Source organism: Curtobacterium sp. NPDC088465 (assembly GCF_044753165.1).
GTDB lineage: Bacteria > Actinomycetota > Actinomycetes > Actinomycetales > Microbacteriaceae > Curtobacterium.
Window position 1 is genome coordinate 281963 of sequence record NZ_JBIVMR010000002.1, and the last position, 20320, is coordinate 302282.

General features: G+C 72.4%; 16 protein-coding genes and 1 tRNA gene. 14 read left to right on the forward strand and 3 right to left on the reverse strand.

All coding sequences use genetic code 11. The features are described from left to right. Positions 1–67 precede the first annotated feature (67 nt). From lgt to ACIP6W_RS08680, 5 genes are all read left to right on the forward strand, one after another. The gene (lgt, locus tag ACIP6W_RS08660; protein ID WP_400429059.1) at positions 68–1063 is read left to right on the forward strand and encodes a prolipoprotein diacylglyceryl transferase; all 996 of its coding nucleotides are present in this window, start codon (positions 68–70) and stop codon (positions 1061–1063) included. Between the two features lie 347 nt (positions 1064–1410). Beyond that, complete coding sequence (gltB, locus tag ACIP6W_RS08665) at positions 1411–5886, forward strand: glutamate synthase large subunit (RefSeq protein WP_251159796.1); 4476 nt, start codon at positions 1411–1413, stop codon at positions 5884–5886. A 95-nt stretch (positions 5887–5981) separates the two neighbouring features. After that, positions 5982–7439, forward strand: coding sequence for a glutamate synthase subunit beta (locus ACIP6W_RS08670; RefSeq protein ID WP_066654496.1), 1458 nt, complete (start codon positions 5982–5984; stop codon positions 7437–7439). Positions 7440–7578: 139 nt separating this feature from the next. Then, positions 7579–9024: a pyruvate kinase gene (gene pyk / locus ACIP6W_RS08675; RefSeq protein WP_066654495.1), complete on the forward strand. Its 1446-nt coding sequence runs from the start codon at positions 7579–7581 to the stop codon at positions 9022–9024. Positions 9025–9389: 365 nt separating this feature from the next. Then, positions 9390–10466: a VIT1/CCC1 transporter family protein gene (locus ACIP6W_RS08680; protein ID WP_400429061.1), complete on the forward strand. Its 1077-nt coding sequence runs from the start codon at positions 9390–9392 to the stop codon at positions 10464–10466. An 88-nt stretch (positions 10467–10554) separates the two neighbouring features. Here the strand turns inward: ACIP6W_RS08680 and ACIP6W_RS08685 are convergent, their stop codons facing one another. Then, positions 10555–11127: an HdeD family acid-resistance protein gene (locus ACIP6W_RS08685; protein ID WP_158407755.1), complete on the reverse strand. Its 573-nt coding sequence runs from the start codon at positions 11125–11127 to the stop codon at positions 10555–10557. A gap of 223 nt (positions 11128–11350) precedes the next feature. Between ACIP6W_RS08685 and ACIP6W_RS08690 the strand changes: the two genes are divergently transcribed. From ACIP6W_RS08690 to ACIP6W_RS08700, 3 genes are read left to right on the forward strand one after another with little or no spacing between them, the layout of a single operon-like run. Then, positions 11351–12892, forward strand: coding sequence for an aldehyde dehydrogenase family protein (locus ACIP6W_RS08690; protein WP_066654488.1), 1542 nt, complete (start codon positions 11351–11353; stop codon positions 12890–12892). Beyond that, positions 12892–13305 (forward strand): DUF779 domain-containing protein, encoded by a 414-nt coding sequence (locus ACIP6W_RS08695; protein ID WP_251155023.1) that lies wholly within the window; start codon positions 12892–12894, stop codon positions 13303–13305. The genes ACIP6W_RS08690 and ACIP6W_RS08695 overlap by 1 nt, the downstream gene beginning before the upstream one ends. A 54-nt stretch (positions 13306–13359) precedes the next feature. Then, positions 13360–14568, forward strand: a complete 1209-nt coding sequence (locus ACIP6W_RS08700) for a GAF domain-containing protein (protein WP_400429063.1) — start codon at positions 13360–13362, stop codon at positions 14566–14568. 84 nt (positions 14569–14652) lie between these two features. Here ACIP6W_RS08700 and ACIP6W_RS08705 read toward each other — a convergent pair whose 3' ends face one another. Then, positions 14653–15201, reverse strand: coding sequence for a hypothetical protein (locus ACIP6W_RS08705; protein WP_251155021.1), 549 nt, complete (start codon positions 15199–15201; stop codon positions 14653–14655). Between the two features lie 149 nt (positions 15202–15350). Between ACIP6W_RS08705 and ACIP6W_RS08710 the strand changes: the two genes are divergently transcribed. The 6 genes from ACIP6W_RS08710 to ACIP6W_RS08735 all read left to right on the forward strand — a co-directional run bounded on the left by ACIP6W_RS08710 (position 15351) and on the right by ACIP6W_RS08735 (position 19890). Next, a complete protein-coding gene (locus ACIP6W_RS08710; RefSeq protein ID WP_235426333.1) occupies positions 15351–16034 on the forward strand; it encodes a response regulator transcription factor in 684 nt (227 codons plus the stop codon). Continuing rightward, a complete protein-coding gene (locus tag ACIP6W_RS08715) occupies positions 16031–17608 on the forward strand; it encodes an ATP-binding protein (protein WP_400429065.1) in 1578 nt (525 codons plus the stop codon). The genes ACIP6W_RS08710 and ACIP6W_RS08715 overlap by 4 nt, the downstream gene beginning before the upstream one ends. Next, the gene (locus tag ACIP6W_RS08720) at positions 17605–18162 is read left to right on the forward strand and encodes an MOSC domain-containing protein (RefSeq protein ID WP_066654478.1); all 558 of its coding nucleotides are present in this window, start codon (positions 17605–17607) and stop codon (positions 18160–18162) included. The genes ACIP6W_RS08715 and ACIP6W_RS08720 overlap by 4 nt, the downstream gene beginning before the upstream one ends. Positions 18163–18203: 41 nt before the next feature. Next, a tRNA-Leu gene (locus ACIP6W_RS08725) sits at positions 18204–18284 on the forward strand. A 231-nt stretch (positions 18285–18515) separates the two neighbouring features. After that, a complete protein-coding gene (locus ACIP6W_RS08730) occupies positions 18516–19121 on the forward strand; it encodes an ANTAR domain-containing response regulator (protein ID WP_022903868.1) in 606 nt (201 codons plus the stop codon). Positions 19122–19419: 298 nt separating this feature from the next. Further along, a complete protein-coding gene (locus ACIP6W_RS08735; RefSeq protein WP_400429067.1) occupies positions 19420–19890 on the forward strand; it encodes a GNAT family N-acetyltransferase in 471 nt (156 codons plus the stop codon). Positions 19891–19894: 4 nt separating this feature from the next. Here the strand turns inward: ACIP6W_RS08735 and ACIP6W_RS08740 are convergent, their stop codons facing one another. Continuing rightward, a complete protein-coding gene (locus ACIP6W_RS08740) occupies positions 19895–20320 on the reverse strand; it encodes a PaaI family thioesterase (protein ID WP_066658268.1) in 426 nt (141 codons plus the stop codon).

Here is a 20320-nt window from a genome sequence, read left to right on the forward strand (position 1 = left end):
ACAGTGAGCGGGGCCGACCCTCCAGCGGCACCGCGGCCGTCCAGCACCGAAAGGCGACAGCACCTCCATGCCCCTCCTGAGCATCCCGAGCCCGAGCACCGCGTGGCAGTACTTCGACCTGACCGCCTGGCTGCGCGACGTCTTCGGGTGGTCGCTGCCGCTCGACTTCCGCATCCACGCGTACGCGATCTGCATCCTGCTGGGCATCGTCGCGGCCGTCGTGCTCGCGAACCGGCGGCTCAACGCCCGCGGGGTCGAGCGCTGGATCATCATCGACATCGCGATCTGGGCGGTGCCCGCCGGCATCATCGGCGGTCGGTTGTTCCATGTGTTCAGCCACGTCAGCGACTACTTCGGGCCGGGGCGTGACCCGCTCTCGTTCCTCTACATCTGGGAGGGCGGGCTGGCCATCTTCGGCGCGCTCATCCTCGGGTCGGTCGGTGCGTACATCGGGTGCCGTCAGGTGGGCCTGCGCTTCTCGACCCTGATCGACGCGATCGCTCCCGGCGTCCTGCTCGCCCAGGCGTTCGGTCGCCTCGGCAACTACTTCAACCACGAGCTCTTCGGCATGCCGACGAGCCTGCCGTGGGGGCTCGCGATCGAGTCGACGAACGCGGCGTTCCCGAAGGGGCTGCCCGAGGGCACCCTGTTCCACCCGACCTTCCTCTACGAGATCATCTGGAACGTCGTGGGCGTCGTCGTGATCCTGCTGCTCGACAAGCGGTTCCGGCTGCAGTGGGGCAAGGTCATGGCGCTCTACCTGATCTGGTACGGCACCGGTCGCTCGGTCCTCGAGTCCATCCGCGTCGACACGAGCGAGACCTTCGCCGGGATCCGCACGAACGTCTGGATGTCCTTCGCCGCGATCCTGCTCGGCATCGTGATCTTCCTCGTGCAGACCCGTCGGCACACCGGCAACGAGCCCAGCCCGTACCTGCCGGGTCGCGAGCCGCGTCGGTCCTCCGATGTAGACTCGGACGACACCTGGTCGGAACACGACGTCGACGCTCCGGCGGTCGCCGACGACGCCGATCCGGTCCCAGCAGCAGGCCGCGCGCGGTAACTCCGCGATCGGCAGCACCGGCTCCTCGGACGGCACCCGCCGGCCGCGGAGCACCATCCGAACGGTCGGGTCGCCACGAGCGGCCCCGCCACCTCGCGCGTCGTCTGCGCACCCTCCACGGCGACGCGCACGGGCACCAGGTCCGCCCGCTCGGGCGGAACGCACCACCGGGCCACCGACGTCCCTGTTCCACTCCCTCGTGAGGACGGTTCCCCATGGCGCTCCAGCCAGACCCTGCCCCCCGTTCGACGCGCTCCCTGCAGCCGGCGCACCGACGATTCTCGGCCGTGCCCGAGGCGACCGGTGCGTACGACCCGGCGAACGAGAAGGACGCCTGCGGCCTCGCGATGGTCGCGACGCTCCGCGGTACCGCGGGGCACGACATCGTCGACGCCGCGCTGGGTGCACTCCGGAACCTCGAGCACCGCGGTGCCGTCGGTTCCGACGCGGGCACCGGTGACGGCGCGGGCATCCTGTGCCAGGTGCCGGACGCGTTCCTGCGCGACGAGGTGCCGTTCGACCTGCCCGCCGCGGGGGAGTACGCCGTCGGGACGGCCTACCTGCCCGTCGACGAGGACGAGCGCCACGCGGTGAAGGGTGCGGTCGAGCGCCTGGCCCGCGAGGAGGGCCTGAAGGTCCTCGGGTGGCGTGCGGTCCCGGTGCGGCCGGAGGTCCTCGGGACGCTCGCGCGCGCCGCGATGCCGGCGTTCGAGCAGCTGTTCGTCGCCTCCACCCGTCACGACGTGCACGGCGCCGCCTGGAGCGGCATCGCCCTCGACCGGCAGGCCTTCCGACTGCGCAAGCGCGCGGAGCACGGTGTCGAGGTCTACTTCATGTCGCTGTCGAGCCGCACCATGGTCTACAAGGGCATGGTCACGACGCTCCAGCTCGAGCCGTTCTACCCGGACCTCAGCGACGAGCGCTTCGCCTCGAAGCTCGCGATCGTGCACTCCCGCTACTCGACGAACACCTTCCCGTCGTGGCCGCTGGCGCAACCGTTCCGGACGCTCGCCCACAACGGCGAGATCAACACCGTCCGCGGCAACCGGAACTGGATGCGGGCGCGCCAGTCGCAGCTCGAGAGCGAGCTGCTCGGCGACCTCGCACCGCTGCTGCCGATCGTCAGCCCGGGCGCGAGCGACTCGGCGTCGTTCGACGAGACCCTCGAACTGCTCACGCTGACCGGCCGCAGCCTGCCGCACGCGGTGTCGATGATGGTGCCGGAGGCCTGGGAGAACCAGGTCGGGATGGACCCCGACCTGCGGGCGTTCTACGAGTACCACTCGATGCTCATGGAGCCGTGGGACGGCCCGGCGGCCATCACGTTCACCGACGGCGCGGTCGTCGGCGCGACGCTCGACCGCAACGGCCTGCGTCCCGGGCGATTCCTGGTGACCGACGACGGCCTCATCGTGATGGGCTCGGAGACGGGCGTCATCGACGTGCCGCCGGGCAAGGTCGTCCGCAAGGGCCGCCTGCGTCCGGGTCGGATGTTCGTCGTGGACACCGAGGCCGGGCGGATCATCGAGGACGACGAGGTCAAGCGCGAGCTGGCGACCGCGGGGCCGTGGGCGCAGTGGCTCGACGAGGGGCGCATCAACCTGAGCGACCTTCCGGAGCGCGAGCACATCGTCCACACCCCGGCGTCGGTGACCCGGCGACAGCGCGCGTTCGGCTACACGGAGGAAGAGGTCCGCATCCTCCTCCGCCCGATGGCGCAGACGGGTGCGGAGCCCCTCGGCGCGATGGGCTCGGACACGCCGATCGCCGTGCTCTCCGAGCGCCCGCGCCTGCTGTTCGACTACTTCACGCAGCAGTTCGCGCAGGTGACGAACCCGCCGCTGGACTCGATCCGCGAGCAGGTCATCACCTCGATGGGCATGGGCCTCGGGCCGGAGCGCAACCTGCTGAGCGCCGGGCCCGAGCACGCGAAGCAGATCGTGCTCGACTTCCCGGTGATCGACAACGACGAGCTCGCGAAGATCCAGCACTTCGAGACGGAGTCCGGTCGCCACCTGACGGTGACGATCAAGGGCCTGTACCGCGTCGACGCGGGCAAGAAGGCGATGCAGAAGCGCATCGCCGCGGTCTGCGACGAGGTCGACCAGGCGATCGAGTCGGGCAAGCAGTTCATCGTGCTGTCCGACCGTGACGGCAACGCCGAGCAGGCACCCGTGCCGAGCCTGTTGCTGCTCGCTGCGGTGCACCACCACCTCATCCGCACCGAGCAGCGTATGAAGGTCGGCCTCATCGTCGAGGCCGGCGACGTGCGCGAGGTCCACCACGTCGCGACCCTGATCGGCTACGGCGCCTCGGCGATCAACCCGTACCTGGCCATGGAGACCTGCGAGAACCTCGTGCGCTCGGGGATGATCACCGGGATCACCCCGGAGCAGGCCGTCCGGAACGTCATCAAGGCGCTCGGCAAGGGCGTGCTCAAGATCATGTCGAAGATGGGCATCTCGACGGTGTCCAGCTACGCCGGCGCCCAGGCGTTCGAGGCGGTCGGGCTCAGCCAGGAGTTCGTCGACCGGTACTTCACCGGGACGTCGTCCATCCTCGGTGGCGTCGGGATCGAGGTCATCGCCAAGGAGAACGCCGAGCGGCACGCCCAGGCGTACCCGCAGGACGGCGCCGTGCTGTCGCACGAGCGGCTGCAGACCGGCGGCGAGTACCAGTGGCGCCGTGAGGGTCCGCCGCACCTATTCAACCCGGACACGGTGTTCCGGCTCCAGCACGCCACCCGTGCCCGCCGGTACGACATCTTCCGCGAGTACTCGCAGGCGGTCGACGACCAGTCCGAGGAGCTCATGACGCTCCGCGGTCTGTTCCGGTTCCGTCACGGCGTCCGGAAGCCGATCGCGTTGGACGAGGTCGAGCCGATCGAGTCGATCGTGCAGCGGTTCAACACCGGCGCGATGTCCTACGGGTCGATCTCACAAGAGGCCCACGAGACCCTCGCGATCGCGATGAACCGCCTCGGTGCGCGCTCGAACACGGGCGAGGGCGGCGAGGACGTCGAGCGTCTGCTCGACCCCGAGCGTCGCAGTGCGATCAAGCAGGTCGCCTCCGGTCGGTTCGGCGTCACGAGCATGTACCTGACGCACGCGACCGACATCCAGCTGAAGATGGCGCAGGGCGCGAAGCCGGGCGAGGGCGGGCAGCTGCCGCCGACGAAGGTGTACCCGTGGGTCGCCCGAACGCGGCACGCGACCGCCGGCGTCGGACTCATCTCGCCGCCGCCGCACCACGACATCTACTCGATCGAGGACCTCAAGCAGCTGATCTTCGACGTGAAGCGGGCGAACCCGGCCGCGCGCGTCCACGTGAAGCTCGTGAGCCAGTCCGGCATCGGCGCGGTCGCAGCGGGCGTGACGAAGGCGCTGGCCGACGTCGTGCTCGTGTCGGGCCACGACGGTGGCACCGGCGCGTCCCCGCTCAACTCGCTGAAGCACGCGGGCACCCCGTGGGAGATCGGTCTCGCCGAGACCCAGCAGACCCTGATGCTGAACGGCATGCGCGACCGGGTGGTCGTGCAGGTGGACGGGCAGATGAAGACCGGCCGTGACGTCGTCGTGGCGGCGCTGCTCGGCGCCGAGGAGTACGGCTTCGCGACGGCTCCGCTCGTCGTCGAGGGCTGCATCCTCATGCGCGTCTGCCACCTGGACACGTGCCCGGTCGGCGTCGCGACGCAGAACCCGGAGCTCCGGAAGCGCTTCACGGGCAAGCCGGAGTTCGTCGTCAACTTCTTCGAGTTCATCGCGCAGGAGGTCCGCGAGCTCCTCGCCGAGCTCGGCTTCCGCACGCTGGACGAGGCGATCGGGCAGGTCGACGCGCTCGACACCGACCGTGCCGTCGAGCACTGGAAGGCCTCCGGTCTCGACCTCGCGCCGGTGCTGCACGGACCGGAGTTCGGCCGCGACGAGCCCCGACGCCACCTGCGTGAGCAGGACCACGAGCTCGACGAGCACTTCGACGTGCAGCTCGTCCAGCAGACGGCGGACGTGCTGGAGCACGGTGGTTCCGTCGCGCTCGACCTGCCGATCCGCAACACGGAGCGCGCGGTCGGCACCATGCTCGGCCACGAGGTCACGCTGCGGCACGGCGAGCACGGCCTGCCCGCCGGGTCGATCGACATCACGCTGCGCGGCTCGGCCGGGCAGTCCCTCGGTGCGTTCCTGCCGGCCGGCATCACGCTCCGCCTGGTCGGGGACAGCAACGACTACGTCGGCAAGGGCCTGTCCGGCGGCGCCATCGTCGTCCGTCCGGACACCGAGTCGGCGTTCGAACCGTCGGAGAACGTCATCGCCGGCAACGTCATCGGCTACGGCGCGACCCAGGGCAGCATGTTCATCCGCGGCATCGTGGGCGAGCGCTTCCTCGTCCGCAACTCCGGCGCGACCGCGGTCGTCGAGGGCGTCGGCGACCACGCACTCGAGTACATGACCGGCGGGCTCGCACTGATCCTGGGCGAGACCGGACGCAACCTCGGCGCCGGTATGTCCGGCGGCACCGCGTACGTGCGCGGCCTCCGTCGGGAACACGTGAACGCCGACGCGCTGGCGACCGGTGAGCTGCGGCTCGAGGAACTGGACAGCGCCGACGTCGAGATCGTCACCGACCTGCTCCGGCAGCACCTCGCCGAGACCGGGTCGACCGTGGCCGGCGACCTGCTCGACTCCGGCGACCTCGGCGACTTCGTCAAGGTGCTCCCGCGGGACTACGCCGCCGTGCTCGCAACCCGCCAGCAGGCGGTCGACGAGGGCCTCGACCCCGACGGCACCGTCGTCTGGAACCGCATCCTGGAGGTCACCGGTGGCTGACACGACCCGGGCCGCCGTGCGGACCCCGATCCCGACCGACGCGGACATCCACACCCACACCCCCGTCCAGACCCAGACCGAGCAGGAGGCGAACCATGGCTGACCCGAAGGGCTTCCTCAAGGTGCAGGAGCGCGAGCTCCCGCCCCGCCGTCCCGTGCCCGTGCGCCTCATGGACTGGAAGGAGGTCTACGAGCAGCAGGAGTCCGGTGCCCTGAAGCGACAGGCCGGTCGCTGCATGGACTGCGGCGTCCCCTTCTGCCACCAGGGCTGCCCGCTCGGGAACCTCATCCCGGAGTGGAACGACCTGACCTGGCGCGGTGAGGGTCGACAGGCGATCGAGCGTCTGCACGCGACCAACAACTTCCCGGAGTTCACCGGGAAGCTCTGCCCGGCCCCGTGCGAGGCGTCCTGCGTGCTCGGCATCAACCAGCCGCCGGTCACGATCAAGCAGGTCGAGGTCTCGATCATCGACGAGGCGTACAAGAACGGCTGGGTCACCCCGCACCCGCCGGAGCGCCTGACCGGCAAGACCGTCGCGGTGGTCGGGTCCGGCCCCGCCGGTCTCGCGGCCGCCCAGCAGCTCACGCGCGCCGGGCACACGGTCGCCGTGTACGAGCGCGACGACCGCATCGGCGGCCTGCTGCGCTACGGCATCCCGGACTTCAAGATGGAGAAGCGCCAGATCGACGCGCGCCTCGCCCAGATGCAGGCCGAGGGCACCCGCTTCCGCGCCGGTGTGGAGATCGGCGTCGACATCACCTGGGACGACCTGAAGTCCCGCTACGACGCGGTCGTCGTCGCGACGGGCGCCACGGTGCCGCGCGACCTGCCGATCCCGGGGCGTGACCTCGAGGGCGTCCACTACGCGATGGACTACCTCGTCCAGCAGAACAAGGCGAACGCGGGAACCACCGTCGACAACCAGCTCACCGCCGAGGGCAAGCACGTCGTCGTCATCGGCGGTGGCGACACCGGCGCCGACTGCATCGGTACGGCCCACCGTCAGGGCGCCCTGAGCGTGACGAACCTGGCGATCGGCAAACAGCCGCCGCTCGAACGTCCGTCCGAGCAGCCGTGGCCGATGTTCCCGACGGTGTTCGAGGTCACGAGCGCCCACGAGGAGGGCGGCGAGCGGCACTTCCTGGCGTCGACCGTCGAGTTCCTCGGCAACGCCGCCGGCGAGGTCCGCGCGCTCCGGGTGGCGGAGACCGAGTACCTCGACGGCCGGCGCGTGCCGAAGGCGGGCACCGAGCGCGAGATCCCCGCCGACCTGGTGCTCATCGCGATGGGCTTCACCGGTCCGGAGACCGACACGATCGAGCCGCAGCTCGGGCTCCCCGCCACGGTGTCGGGCGCGGTCGCGCGCCAGGCCGACTACTCGACGAACGAGCCGGGCGTGTTCGTGGCGGGCGACGCCGGCCGTGGCCAGTCGCTCATCGTCTGGGCCATCGCCGAGGGACGCGCGGCTGCGTCCAAGGTTGACGAGTACCTCGAGGGCTCGACGATCCTGCCGGCGCCCGTCAAGGCCACCGACCGCGCGCTCACGGTCTGACGCCGTGAACGCCCCCGGAACACCGGTCCACCGATGAGCAGCAGGCCACCGGCACTCGATAGGGTGCTGGTGGCCTGCTCTCGTTCCGCGCGGCCCCACAGCGCGGAAACCGGCACCACCCACCACACGAAGGAATCCATTGAGACGCGCAAAGATCGTTTCGACGCTCGGTCCGGCTACGTCGGACTACGAGACCGTCAAGGAGATCATCGAAGCGGGCGTCGACGTCGCCCGCCTCAACCTCAGCCACGGTGACTACAGCGTCCACGAGGCCAACTACGAGAACGTCCGTCGCGCCGCGGAGGACCTCGGCAAGCCGGTCGCGATCCTCGTCGACCTGCAGGGTCCGAAGATCCGTCTGGCGAAGTTCGCCGACGGTCCGCACGAGCTCGCGGTCGGTGACGTCTTCACGATCACGACCGAGGACGTCCCCGGCTCGAAGGAGATCTGCGGCACGACGTTCAAGGGCCTGCCGCAGGACGTCAAGCCCGGTGACCCGCTGCTCATCGACGACGGCCGTGTGCGCCTGCGCGTGCTCGACACCGACGGCGTGCGTGTGCGCACCGAGGTCGTCGTCGCCGGTACGGTCTCGAACAACAAGGGCATCAACCTGCCCGGCGTCGCCGTCAACGTCCCCGCGCTGAGCGAGAAGGACGAGGCGGACCTCCGCTGGGCGATCCGTCAGGGCGCCGACCTCATCGCGCTGTCGTTCGTCCGCAACGCCTCGGACGTCGTCCGCGCCCACGAGATCATGGACGAGGAGGGCAAGCGCCTCCCGATCATCGCCAAGGTCGAGAAGCCGCAGGCCGTCGACGCCCTCGAGGAGATCATCGACGCCTTCGACAGCATCATGGTCGCCCGTGGTGACCTCGGCGTGGAGCTCCCGCTCGAGGCCGTCCCGATCGTGCAGAAGCGCGCCGTCGAGCTGTCCCGTCGCATGGCGAAGCCGGTCATCGTCGCGACGCAGATGCTCGAGTCGATGATCTCGTCGCCGATCCCGACCCGCGCCGAGACCTCCGACGTCGCGAACGCCGTCCTCGACGGCGCGGATGCCGTCATGCTCTCGGGCGAGACCAGCGTCGGCGAGTACCCGGTGCAGACGGTCCGCACCATGGCCCGCATCGTCGAGTCGACCGAGGACCACGGCCTCGAGCGCATCGCGCCGCTCGGCACGAAGCCACGCACGCTCGGTGGTGCGATCACGCTCGCCGCGGTCGAGATCGCCGAGTTCACCGAGGCGTCGTACCTCTGCGTCTTCACCGAGTCCGGCGACTCGGCGCGACGCATGTCCCGACTGCGCCACGGTCTGCCGATCATCGCCTTCACCCCGAACGAGGCCACGCGTCGCCGCATGGCGCTCACCTGGGGCGTCCGCTCGTTCCTCGTGGAGCGCAAGACGCACACCGACGAGCTGTTCTCGCAGGTCGACGACGTGCTGCTCGCGAACGGCCTCGCCGCCCCCGGCGACCGGGTCATCGTGACGGCCGGCTCGCCCCCCGGACTCGAGGGTTCGACGAACGACCTGCGCGTGCACCGCGTCGGCGACGCGCACGCCGAGGCGGCTCCCGCCTACGTGCGGGACTGACCCCGGTCACCGCACCCGGTCACCACGCCGACAGGGCGCGGACGGGAGGCACGGCGCGACATCGCGCACGGCCTCCGGTCCGCGCCCTGTCGCGTTGGTCCGCCCCTGCGTCGCGTCGAGTCACCGGCGTGCCGACACGCCGGCGTCGCTGTGAGACGGACCGGAGCGAGCGAGACGCCGTCGGATCCGGCGGCGTCTCGTCGGGACGGCGGCGTCTCGTGGGGACGGCGGCGTCTCGTCGGGACGGCGGCGTCTCGTGGGGACGGCGGCGTCTCGCCCGGTCCGCGGCGGTCTCGACACGCAGGAACCGGCCACCCGCGGTGCGGCGCGACCGCGCGTCGGGCCGAGCGGGCAGGATCGGTGCTGTGAGCCTCCAGGACGACCGCCCCACCGCACCCACCGCAGCGGACGTCCGCCGCTGGCGCCGCTACCTGGCGGACGAGCGGGCGGAGGCCGCGGTCTACCGGAACCTGTCGACCCGCAGGACCGGAGAGGAACGCGAGATCCTCGCCGCACTCGCCGACGCCGAGGGCCGGCACGAGCAGCACTGGCTCGACCTGCTCGGTGACGACGTCGGGCGGCCGCTCCGCGGCAGCCTCCGCACCCGCGTCCTCGCCGCGCTCGCGAAGCGGTTCGGTTCTGTGTTCGTCCTGGCGCTCATGCAGCGTGCCGAGGACCGTTCGCCCTACGCCGACGACGACGACGCGACCGCGCGCATGGCGGCCGACGAGCGGATCCACGGCGAGGTCGTCCGCGGCCTCGCGAACCGCGGGCGCATGCGGTTGTCCGGCACCTTCCGCGCAGCGGTGTTCGGCGCCAACGACGGACTCGTCTCGAACCTCGCGCTGATCATCGGCATCAGTGCCTCGGGCGCCGATCGGCACTTCGTGCTGCTCAGCGGCATCGCCGGGCTGCTCGCCGGCGCACTGTCCATGGGGGCGGGGGAGTACGTCTCGGTGCGGTCTCAACGCGAGCTGCTCGACGCCTCCGCACCCCACCCCGAGGCCGGGCGCGCGGTGGCCGACCTCGACGTCGACGCGAACGAGCTCGCGTTGGTCTACCGGGCCCGGGGCATGGACGAGGCCGCGGCGCAGGAGCACGCGGCCGAGGTCCTCGGCGGTCGAACGGTCACGGCAGCCGCCGCGACCGACGACCACGAGGCGGTGGGGAGCGGCACGAGTGCGGCGGTGTCGAGCTTCTGCTTCTTCGCCTCGGGCGCGATCATCCCCGTTCTGCCGTACCTGTTCGGGATGGAGGGCTGGCCGGCGATCGTGCTCGCGGCCGTGCTGGTCGGCATCGCGCTCCTCGGCACCGGCGCGGTCGTCGGCGTGCTCAGCGGCGCGTCGCCGCTGCGGCGGGCGCTGCGCCAGCTCGCGATCGGCTTCGGCGCCGCCGTCGTGACGTACGGCCTCGGCCTGCTGTTCGGGACGGGCAGCGCGTAGCCGTCACCCGGCCGGGCCTGCTGTTCGGGACCGGCAGCGCGGAGTCTGCACCCGGTCGGCGGTCACCGGTCGTCGGGGCTGGCGACCCTCACCGCCGGTCGGTGCGACCGGTGCCGACCGCCTCACGGCGGACCGCAGCGCGCGGCGGCAGCAGGAGGAGCGCGGCCGCGCCGACGCCGATCAGCGCGATGCCCGAGAACACCGTGAAGACCGACAGCGCGAGCGCCGGCGCGACGAGCACGACCACGCCGCCGATGCACGACAGCAGGCCGCTCACCACGGTCGGCGATCGCGAGGAACCGGGGTGGCCCACGACGGCACCGACGAGCGCGGCGACGCCCTCCACGAGGAACCCCACCCCGGCCAGCACCGCGTAGACGAGGAGCGGGACGGCGGGAGCGAGGAGCGCGACGAGTCCCGCCACCCCGACGAGCCCGCCGACGGCACCCGCCGTCCACCGCCACACCGCGGACGTCCCGTGCCCGCGGACCGCGGCGACCACGCGCATCGTGCCGGCGACCACGAGGTAGACGCCGAAGACGAGGGCGACGAGCACGATCGACGGCGCGGGCCAGACGACGGCCACGATGCCGAGCACGATCGCGACGACGGCCGTGGCGACGACGAACGCACGGAAGGACCGCACGGCGCGAGAGTCCACGGGTGCCCCTTCCGCTCGGTCCGCGAGGACACCGACGGTACCCGGGGGCGGTCGCCGGTGTCCGGGGGAGGCCGCGGGCGCTCTGGGGAGGTCACGGGCGCCCGGGGCGGTCGCCGCCGCCCGGGGTCGCCACCCGGCGCAACCGCTTGCAACCCCCGGCGTCGTACCGTCGCCGCAGGTGCTGGACCAGCGCCACCGACAGCGTCGTCGAAAGGTGTCCACCATGACCATCGCAGCATCGCCATCGACCTACGCCGCACCCGGCGAGGACGGGGCGCTCGTCTCCTACCGTTCCCGGTACGACCACTTCATCGGCGGCGAGTACGTCCCGCCCGCCGGCGGCCGGTACTTCGAGAACCCCACGCCGGTGACGGGCAGGGTCTTCACCGAGGTCGCCCGGGGGGACTCGACCGACGTCGACCGGGCGGTGGAGGCCGCCTGGAGGGCCTTCCCCGCCTGGTCGCGCACGAGCGTCGCCGAGCGCGCCGGCATCCTCAACCGGATCGCCGACCGGATGGAGGCGCACCTCGAGGAGCTCGCGGTCGCCGAGACCTGGGAGAACGGCAAGCCGATCCGCGAGACCCTCGGCGCGGACATCCCGCTCGCCGTCGACCACTTCCGCTACTTCGCCGGGGCGATCCGCGCGCAGGAGGGCTCGACGGGGGAGATCGACCACGACACCGTCGCCTACCACTTCCACGAACCGCTCGGCGTCGTCGGGCAGATCATCCCGTGGAACTTCCCGATCCTCATGGCGGTGTGGAAGCTCGCGCCCGCCCTCGCCGCCGGCAACTGCGTCGTGCTCAAGCCCGCGGAGCAGACGCCGGCATCGATCCACGTGCTGGTGGAACTGATCCGCGACCTCGTGCCCGCCGGGGTCCTCAACGTCGTGAACGGGTTCGGCATCGAGGTCGGCGCGCCGCTCGCCCAGCACCCGGACATCCGCAAGGTCGCCTTCACGGGGGAGACCACCACCGGCCGGCTCATCATGCAGTACGCCTCGCAGAACCTGATCCCGGTGACGCTCGAGCTCGGCGGGAAGAGCCCGAACGTGTTCTTCGCCGACGTCGCGCAGGAGCGGGACTCCTTCTACGACAAGGCCCTCGAGGGGTTCGCGTTCTTCAACCTCAACCAGGGCGAGGTCTGCACGTGCCCGTCCCGGGCGTTGGTGGCGCGCGAGATCTACGACGGGTTCGTCGCGGACGGGCTCGACCGGGTGCGCGCGGTCAAGCAGGGACACCCGCTGGACCCGGCGACGATGATCGGCGCGCAGGCGTCGAACGACCAGCTCGAGAAGATCCTGAGCTACATCGACATCGGGAAGCAGGAGGGGGCGAAGCTGCTGACGGGCGGCGAGCGGGCGGACCTCGGCGGTGACCTGTCCGGCGGCTACTACGTGCAGCCCACCGTCTTCGAGGGCGACAACGCCATGCGCATCTTCCAGGAGGAGATCTTCGGCCCCGTGCTCGCGCTCACCAGCTTCGACGGCTACGACGACGCCATCCGGATCGCCAACGACTCCCTCTACGGGCTGGGTGCCGGGGTCTGGAGCCGCGAGGCGACGACGCTCTACCGCGCCGGGCGCGACATCCAGGCCGGTCGCGTGTGGTCGAACACCTACCACCAGTACCCGGCCGGAGCGGCCTTCGGCGGGTACAAGCAGTCCGGCATCGGGCGCGAGAACCACAAGATGATGCTCGAGCACTACCAGCAGACGAAGAACCTGCTCGTGTCGTACGCCGACGGTCCGATGGGCTTCTTCTGATGCCCGACCCGGACCGCCCGGCCGCGGCGCGCGTCGCGGTGACGCCGGCGGCGGGGGAGCTCCTGCGCTCCCTCGCCGCCCGGCACGGGCCGCTCATGTTCCACCAGTCCGGCGGCTGCTGCGACGGGTCGAGCCCGATGTGCTACCCGGTCGGGATGTTCCGGACGGGGCCGGCCGACGTGCTCCTCGGCGCGCTCGACGTCGACGGTGCCGGCCCCGTCGAGGTCTGGATGTCACGCGCGCAGTTCGAGTACTGGAAGTACACGCACCTGACGATCGACGTGGTCGACGGTCGGGGCGCGGGCTTCTCGCTCGAGGTGCCGGAGGGCAAGCGGTTCCTCACGCGGTCGCGCATGCTCACCGACGACGAGCTCGACGACCTCGGTCTGGTCCCCGCGGACCACCGGACGTAGGCTGACCCCGTCGACCGCGACGACGCGGCGGACGTCTCGTCACGAGGAGGCCCGATGCGCGCACCCGCGGGGCTGCGTCCGCTCGTCGCCGCGTCCTGGCGTCGTTGTGCCCGGGTCGACCCGGACGACCGGCCGTCGCTTGCGCTGGGGCCCGACGAGCTCGACGCGCTCCGCCGCCACGGGCCGCTCGGGACGGCACTGCCCGTGGTGCGGCGGCTGCTGCTCGACGACGTGCGGTCCGCGGGGTGCGTCGTCGCCGTCACCGACGCCGCCGGGCGTCTCGTCTGGGTCGACGGCGCGCGTCCCGCCCGCAGCGCAGCCGAGGACATGGGCTTCCTGCCGGGTGCGGACTGGGCGGAGGAGCGCGCGGGCACGAGCGCGCCCGGTACGGCCCTGCGGCTCGACCGGGCGGTGCAGATCCACGCGGACGAGCACTGGGCGACCGCCGTCAAGGCCTTCTCGTGCACGGCGGTGCCGCTCCACGACCCGACCGGCGCCGTCGTCGGGGCGCTCGACATCACCGGCGACGCGCGCGCGGTCGAACGCCACACCCTGCCGCTCCTCGTCGCCACGGCCGCGGTGGCCGAGGCGGAACTGGCACTCCGGGCGGTGCAGGGCCTCCGCACCCCCGGACCGACCGGGGACGTGCCCCGTGGACGCGGACGCGGTGCGCCGTGTCCGGCCGTCGGACTGGCCCTCCTCGGTTCGGACACCGCGACACTGACCTCCGACCGGCGCACGGTCCGGCTGTCGGAACGGCACTCGGAGATCCTCGCGGTGCTCGCATCGACGCCCGGCGGCCTCGCGGCGGCGGACCTGGCGGTCGCCGTGTACGGCGACCGCGGTGCCGTCACCACGCTCCGTGCCGAGGTGGTGCGCCTGCGTCGCGTGCTCGCGGCGCACGCCCCCGGTGCGACGGTGACCTCGCGACCGTACCGACTCCAGGGGCTGCGGACGGACGTCGACTCCGTCCTGTCCGCGCTCGACCGCGGGGCGCGCCTCCAGGCCGTCGACCGGTACGTCGGCCCGGTCCTGCCCGGTTCCGTCTCGCCGGGCGTCGACGACCTGCGCGACCGGGTCAGGACGCGGTTCCGTGAGGCGCTCGTCGCCGACGGTGGCGTCGAGGCGCTCCAGGCGTGGGCCCGGACGGCGGACGGTGCCGCCGACGCGCAGGTGCTGCGCGCGCTGCTCGCGGTCCTGCCGCCGCGGTCGCCGCGTCGGTCGGCCCTGGTGGCGGCGATCGAGGCGCTCGACGGATCGTGACGGGCGACCCGGCCCGGCCGGGAGGCGCGCCAAGCGTCGACCGTCCGGCCGACGACGCGCGCCTCCCGCACCGGGTCGTCCCGCTCAGGACCCGGAGGTCGGTGCCGGGGTGGCAGAGCCGTCCGTGCCGCCGTCCCGGTCCGGCTGCGGCGGCTCCGGGGCGTCCGTGCCCTTCGGCGGCGTGGGTGCGTCGCTCTCCTCCGGCTTCGGCGCGTTCCCGTCCTTCGGCTTCGGCGCGTCGGAGCCCGTGGGCGGCTTCGGGGCGTCCGCGCCCTCCGGCGGGGCGGGGACGGCGCCGTCCTTCGGCTTCGGGGCGTCGCCGGCCGCGGGCGGAGCTGCCACGCAGCCCGGAGCCGGAGCGGCGCCCTCCGCGCCCTTCGCGCCGGGACCGGGGGCACCCTTCGTGCCCGGAGTGGGAGCACCGGAGGGTGCACCACTCGGTGCGCCGCTTGGCGCTCCCGTCGGTGCGCTCGTGGCACTCGGTGCGCCGGAGCCGTCCGCGACGGCAGCGGTGACGCCGAGCCCGCCGAGGAGCAGCGCCGCGGCGGCCGCGGAACCGATCCCCACGCGACGCAGGGTGCGCCGACGGCGGTCGGGCGCGGTGACGGGCTGGTCGTGTCGTTCGTCCTGCATGGTGTGCCTTCCGTGTCGGTGTCGGCGGACCGGGGCGGTCCGGCGACGAGGACGACGGTCGAGCTCGAACCTGAAGCAGGACTGAAGCACAGGCTCCGTCCAGCGTCCTCCATGCTGCTTGCGGGCAGTGCCCACCTACCGTGTCCGCCGTGAACGCACCCGCACGTGTCCTGGTGGTCGAGGACGACGACTCCCTCCGCACCGCCGTGGCCGCGACCCTGCGCGCCGAGGGGTTCGTCGTGACCGAGGCCACCGACGGCCGGGCGATCGCCGAGGACCTCGACCGCGCCGCTCCCGACCTCGTCCTGCTGGACTGGATGCTGCCCGGACCGAGCGGCATCCTGCTCGCGGCACGGATCCGGACGCGGTCGGACGCCGCCGTCGTGATGATGACCGCCCGCGACGAGCTCGACGACCGGCTGCGCGGCTTCGCCGAGGGGGCCGACGACTACGTGGTGAAGCCGTTCGCGATGGCCGAGCTCGTGGCACGCGTCACGGCCGTGCTCCGCCGCCGCGGTCGGGTCCCGTCGGTGATCGAGGTCGGCGACCTCGTGCTCGACCCGGAGGGCGCGACCGTGCGACGCGCCGGCGTCCTGCTCGACCTGACGGCCACCGAGTTCCGGCTGCTGCGGTTCCTCGCCGAGAGCCGTGGCCGGACCGTCTCCAAGGGGCAGATCACGACGCAGGTGTGGGGCTACGAGGACATCGCGCCGAACCTGGTCGAGGTCCACCTCAGCGCACTCCGCCGCAAGATGGAGGTGCACGGTCCCCGGCTCGTGCACACGGTCCGCGGGCTCGGGTACCGGCTCTCCGTCGACCGGGGCGCGGCGTGACCGCGGTCGACCGACGGCTGCGCACGTCCTCGCTGCGACTGCGGACCGTGGTCGCGGTGCTCGTGCTGCTCGCGGTGCTGCTGGCCGGGCTCGTCGTCGCGGTCGAGGCGGTGCTCGGCGCGCGACTGCGTGCACAGGTCGAGGACCGACTGCGGGACCGGGCTGCCGCCGCTGCCGCACTCGTGGGGGTGCTCGACGCGGACGACCTCGCCGACCGCTTGTCGGCGCAGGGCCTCTCGGTGCGGATCGTGCAGCCCGACGGCGCCGCGGTCGAGGCAGGGCCGACACCCGACCAGCTGCGCGCCGGACCGCCCGACCCCGGGCAGCTCCCGGGTCCGGCGCCGCGCGACCGGTCGTCCTCCAGCGGCTCGACCGGGGCTGCCGACGCCGGTGCACCGGCGTCGTCCGGTGCGACGGCGTCCTCCGGTGCATCGGCGTCCTCCGGTGTGACGGTGGTGTCATCGCGTGCCAGTGAGGACGACGGCGTGCTCACACTCCGGTCCGTCCTCGACGACGGCACACGCATCACGCTGACCGCCGGCACCCGCGACGTGCAGGAGACCCTGACGCAGCTCGGCTGGGTGATGGGCGGTGCGTCCGCGGTGTTCCTGGGTGTCGCCGTGGTCGGAGTGGTCCTGGTCGTGCGTCGCGCGCTGCGTCCGCTCGACGAGGTCACCGCGACGGCCCGTTCGATCGCCGACGGTGACCGTGGTCGGCGGTTGCGCCCTGCCAGGACGGACACCGAGATCGGCCGCGTCGCCGCCGCGTTCGACGAGATGCTCGACGCCGTCGAGGGTGCCGAGGCGCAGGCCGTGGCCGCTGAGGAACGGGTCCGGGGCTTCCTGTCGGACGCCGCACACGAGCTCCGCACGCCCGTCGCCGGCGTCCGCGCGGCGGCGGACACGCTGGTCCGGAGCGGTGGCGACGACCCGGCGACGACCGAGGTGCTCGCGGTGCACGTCGTCCGCCAGGCCGACCGCGCGGCGCGCCTCGTCGACGACATGCTCACGATGGCGCGACTCGACCGGGGGATCGCGCTCGACCGGCGGCCGACCGACCTCGTCCCGTGGCTGCGCGCCGAGGTCGACCGGCTCGAGCTCCGGCTGCCGGGGATCACCCTGCACCCCGGACTCCCGACCGAGCCCGTCCCGGTCGAGGTCGACGCCGACCGACTCGCGCAGGTGCTCGGCAACCTCGTCGACAACGCGGCGCGGGCCACGGGCGGGACGGGGACGGTGCGGCTGACCCTCGGCACGGACGCCGACGAGGCGACGCTCGTGGTCGAGGACGACGGGCCCGGCATCCCCGTCGGCGACCGGGAGCGCGTGTTCGACCGGCTCGTCCGACTGGGGGAGTCGCGGGACGTCCGGTCGGGTGGTGCCGGACTCGGCCTGCCGATCGCCCGCGGCATCGCGGTCGCCCACGGTGGCACGCTCGTCCACGACGACGACGGGACGCTCGGCGGCGCGCGGTTCGTGCTCCGCCTGCCCCGCGCGACCAGCGCCGTCGACCCCGGGTCGGGCGCGGACCGGGGTGTCGCTCCGGCCCCGGTGTCTGCCACGATGGGGACGTGAGCGCTCATCAGGAGAACGGACGGATCGTCGCGGTGAGCCGCGACGCCGAGCACCGCTTCAGCAAGCCCGTCGTCGAGGAGATCACCCTCGTCGCGGGGTGGGGCGTCGACGGCGACGCGCACGCCGGGACGACCGTGCAGCACCGCTCCCGCGTCGCCAGGGACCCGTCACAGCCGAACCTGCGGCAGGTCCACCTGCTCCACGCCGAGGTGTTCGACGAGGTCGCCGCCTCCGGGCACACCGTCGTGCCGGGGGACATGGGGGAGAACGTCACGACCCGCGGCGTCGACCTGCTCGGACTGCCGACCGGGGCCCTGCTCCACCTCGGTGACGCGGCCTGTGTGCGCGTGACCGGGCTCCGGAACCCGTGCCAGCAGATCAACGACTTCGACCCGGGGCTGCTGCGCGCGGTCCTCGGCCGAGCGGAGGACGGCACCGTGGAGCGCAAGGGCGGCGTGATGGGCGTCGTCGTGACGGGGGGCATCGTCCGCGCGGGCGACGCCGTCCGGGTCGAGCTGCCCGAGGGAGCGCTGCAACCGCTCGCCCCGGTGTGAGGACCGGGGGCGGGGCCGGGCCCTGCTAGCCTGGAGCCCTCGCGAGTGTGGTGGAACGGTAGACACGGGGCACTCAAAATGCTCTGCCTCACGGCGTGCGGGTTCGAGTCCCGCCACTCGTACAAGGTCGCTCACGGCGTGCGGGGCTGGGCGCACCGAGCGTCCCGCCACTCGTACAAGGTCGCTCACGGCGTGCGGGGCTGGGCGCACCGAGCGTCCCGCCACTCGTACGAGGTCGCTCACGGCGTGCGGGGCTGGGCGCACCGAGCGTCCCGCCACTCGTACAGAAGTTCGTCGAACCGCGCATCCACAGCTGACGGAAGCCACGCGCTCCGTCTAGTAGGCTCTCGGTCGTGAGTGACACAGAAGCAACCCCCGCAGCACCGCGTCGCGTCGTCGTCGCCGAGGACGAGTCGCTCATCCGTCTCGACATCGTCGAGATCCTCCGCGACAACGGGTTCGACGTGGTCGGGGAAGCCGGCGACGGTGAGACCGCCGTCCAGCTCGCGACCGACCTGCGCCCGGACCTCGTCGTCATGGACGTCAAGATGCCCCAGCTCGACGGCATCTCCGCTGCCGAGAAGCTCTCCAAGAACCACATCGCTCCGGTGGTCCTCCTCACGGCGTTCAGCCAGAAGGACCTCGTCGAGCGCGCGACCGAAGCCGGTGCCCTGGCCTACGTCGTGAAGCCCTTCACCCCGAACGACCTGCTCCCCGCGATCGAGATCGCCCTCTCGCGTCACCAGCAGATCATCACGCTCGAGGCCGAGGTCGCCGACCTCGTCGAGCGGTTCGAGACCCGCAAGCTCGTCGACCGCGCCAAGGGCCTGCTCAACGAGAAGATGGGCCTCACCGAGCCCGAAGCGTTCCGCTGGATCCAGAAGGCGTCGATGGATCGTCGTCTGACGATGCACGACGTCGCGAAGGCGATCATCGAGCAGCTCAGCGCCAAGAAGTAACGAGCACCCGCTCGCTCACGCCGAGAGCGCCGCCGGACACCGTCCGGCGGCGCTCTCCGCGTTCCGGACCCCGCGGACGTCGGTGCACGGGTACCGGCCGACATCGCGCCGGTCGATCGTCACGTGCAACGTCGGACGATGCGCCTCCACCGGATGCGCGCGCATCGTGCGACACCGCACCTGTCGAACGACGCGTTCCGTGTCGGAGACCGCGTGCAGCGGCAGGGCCGCGGCAGAGCGCCGGACGGGAGGCGCGGGTCGGCCCCGCCGCAGCCGCGCCACGTGGCAGGGTGGGGGCATGGACGACGTGGTGATCCGTGCCTCCCGGCCGGAGGACATGCCGACGGTGGCCGATCTGCGCTGGCGGTGGAGCGTCGAGGAAGACGGCGCCGTGCCCACGGTGACGCCCGACGAGTACCGCGAGGCAATGTCGGCCTTCGCCGCCGAGCACGCCGACTCGCACCGGTGCGTGGTCGCGGAGCGCGACGGGGTCGTGCTGGGGATGGCGTGGCTCGCACTGAACGCCCGTCCGCCGGTGCCGCACCGCCCTCGGGGCCGCGTCGCTGCCGAACTGCAGAGCGTCTACGTGCACCCGGACCTCCGCGGAGGGGGCGTGGCGAAGGACCTCGTCGCGGCGCTGCTCGACGTGGCGGACGAGGCCGGCGCGGAGCGCGTGGTGGTGCACTCGAGCGTCGTCGGCGAGACGCTCTACCGTCGGCTCGGGTTCGGCGATGCCCGCCTGCTGCTGCAGCGACCGCCCGAGGACTGAACCGCTAGCGCCGCTCGCGGATCATGTTCGTGATCCGCACGGTGGAGCAGCGTCGGCCCTCGTCGTCGGTGAGCACGATCTCGTGCGTGGTGAGCGTGCCGCCGAGGTGGATCGCCGTGCAGGTCCCCGTGACCCGGCCGCTCGTCGCACTGCGGGAGTGCGACGCACTGAGCTCGATGCCGACCGCGTAGCGGCCGGGCCCGGCGTGCACGTTCGCAGCCATCGACCCGAGGCTCTCGGCGAGCACGACGTACGCTCCGCCGTGCAGCAGCCCGACCGGCTGGCGGTTGCCCTCGACGGGGATCGACCCGACGGCACGCTCCGCGCTCAGCTCGGTGATCTCCATGCCCATCTTCGTGGCGAGCTCGCCCGTGCCGCGGTCGGAGAGTCGCTCGTCGACGGCTCCGGAGGCGGTCGGTTCGTGGGTCAC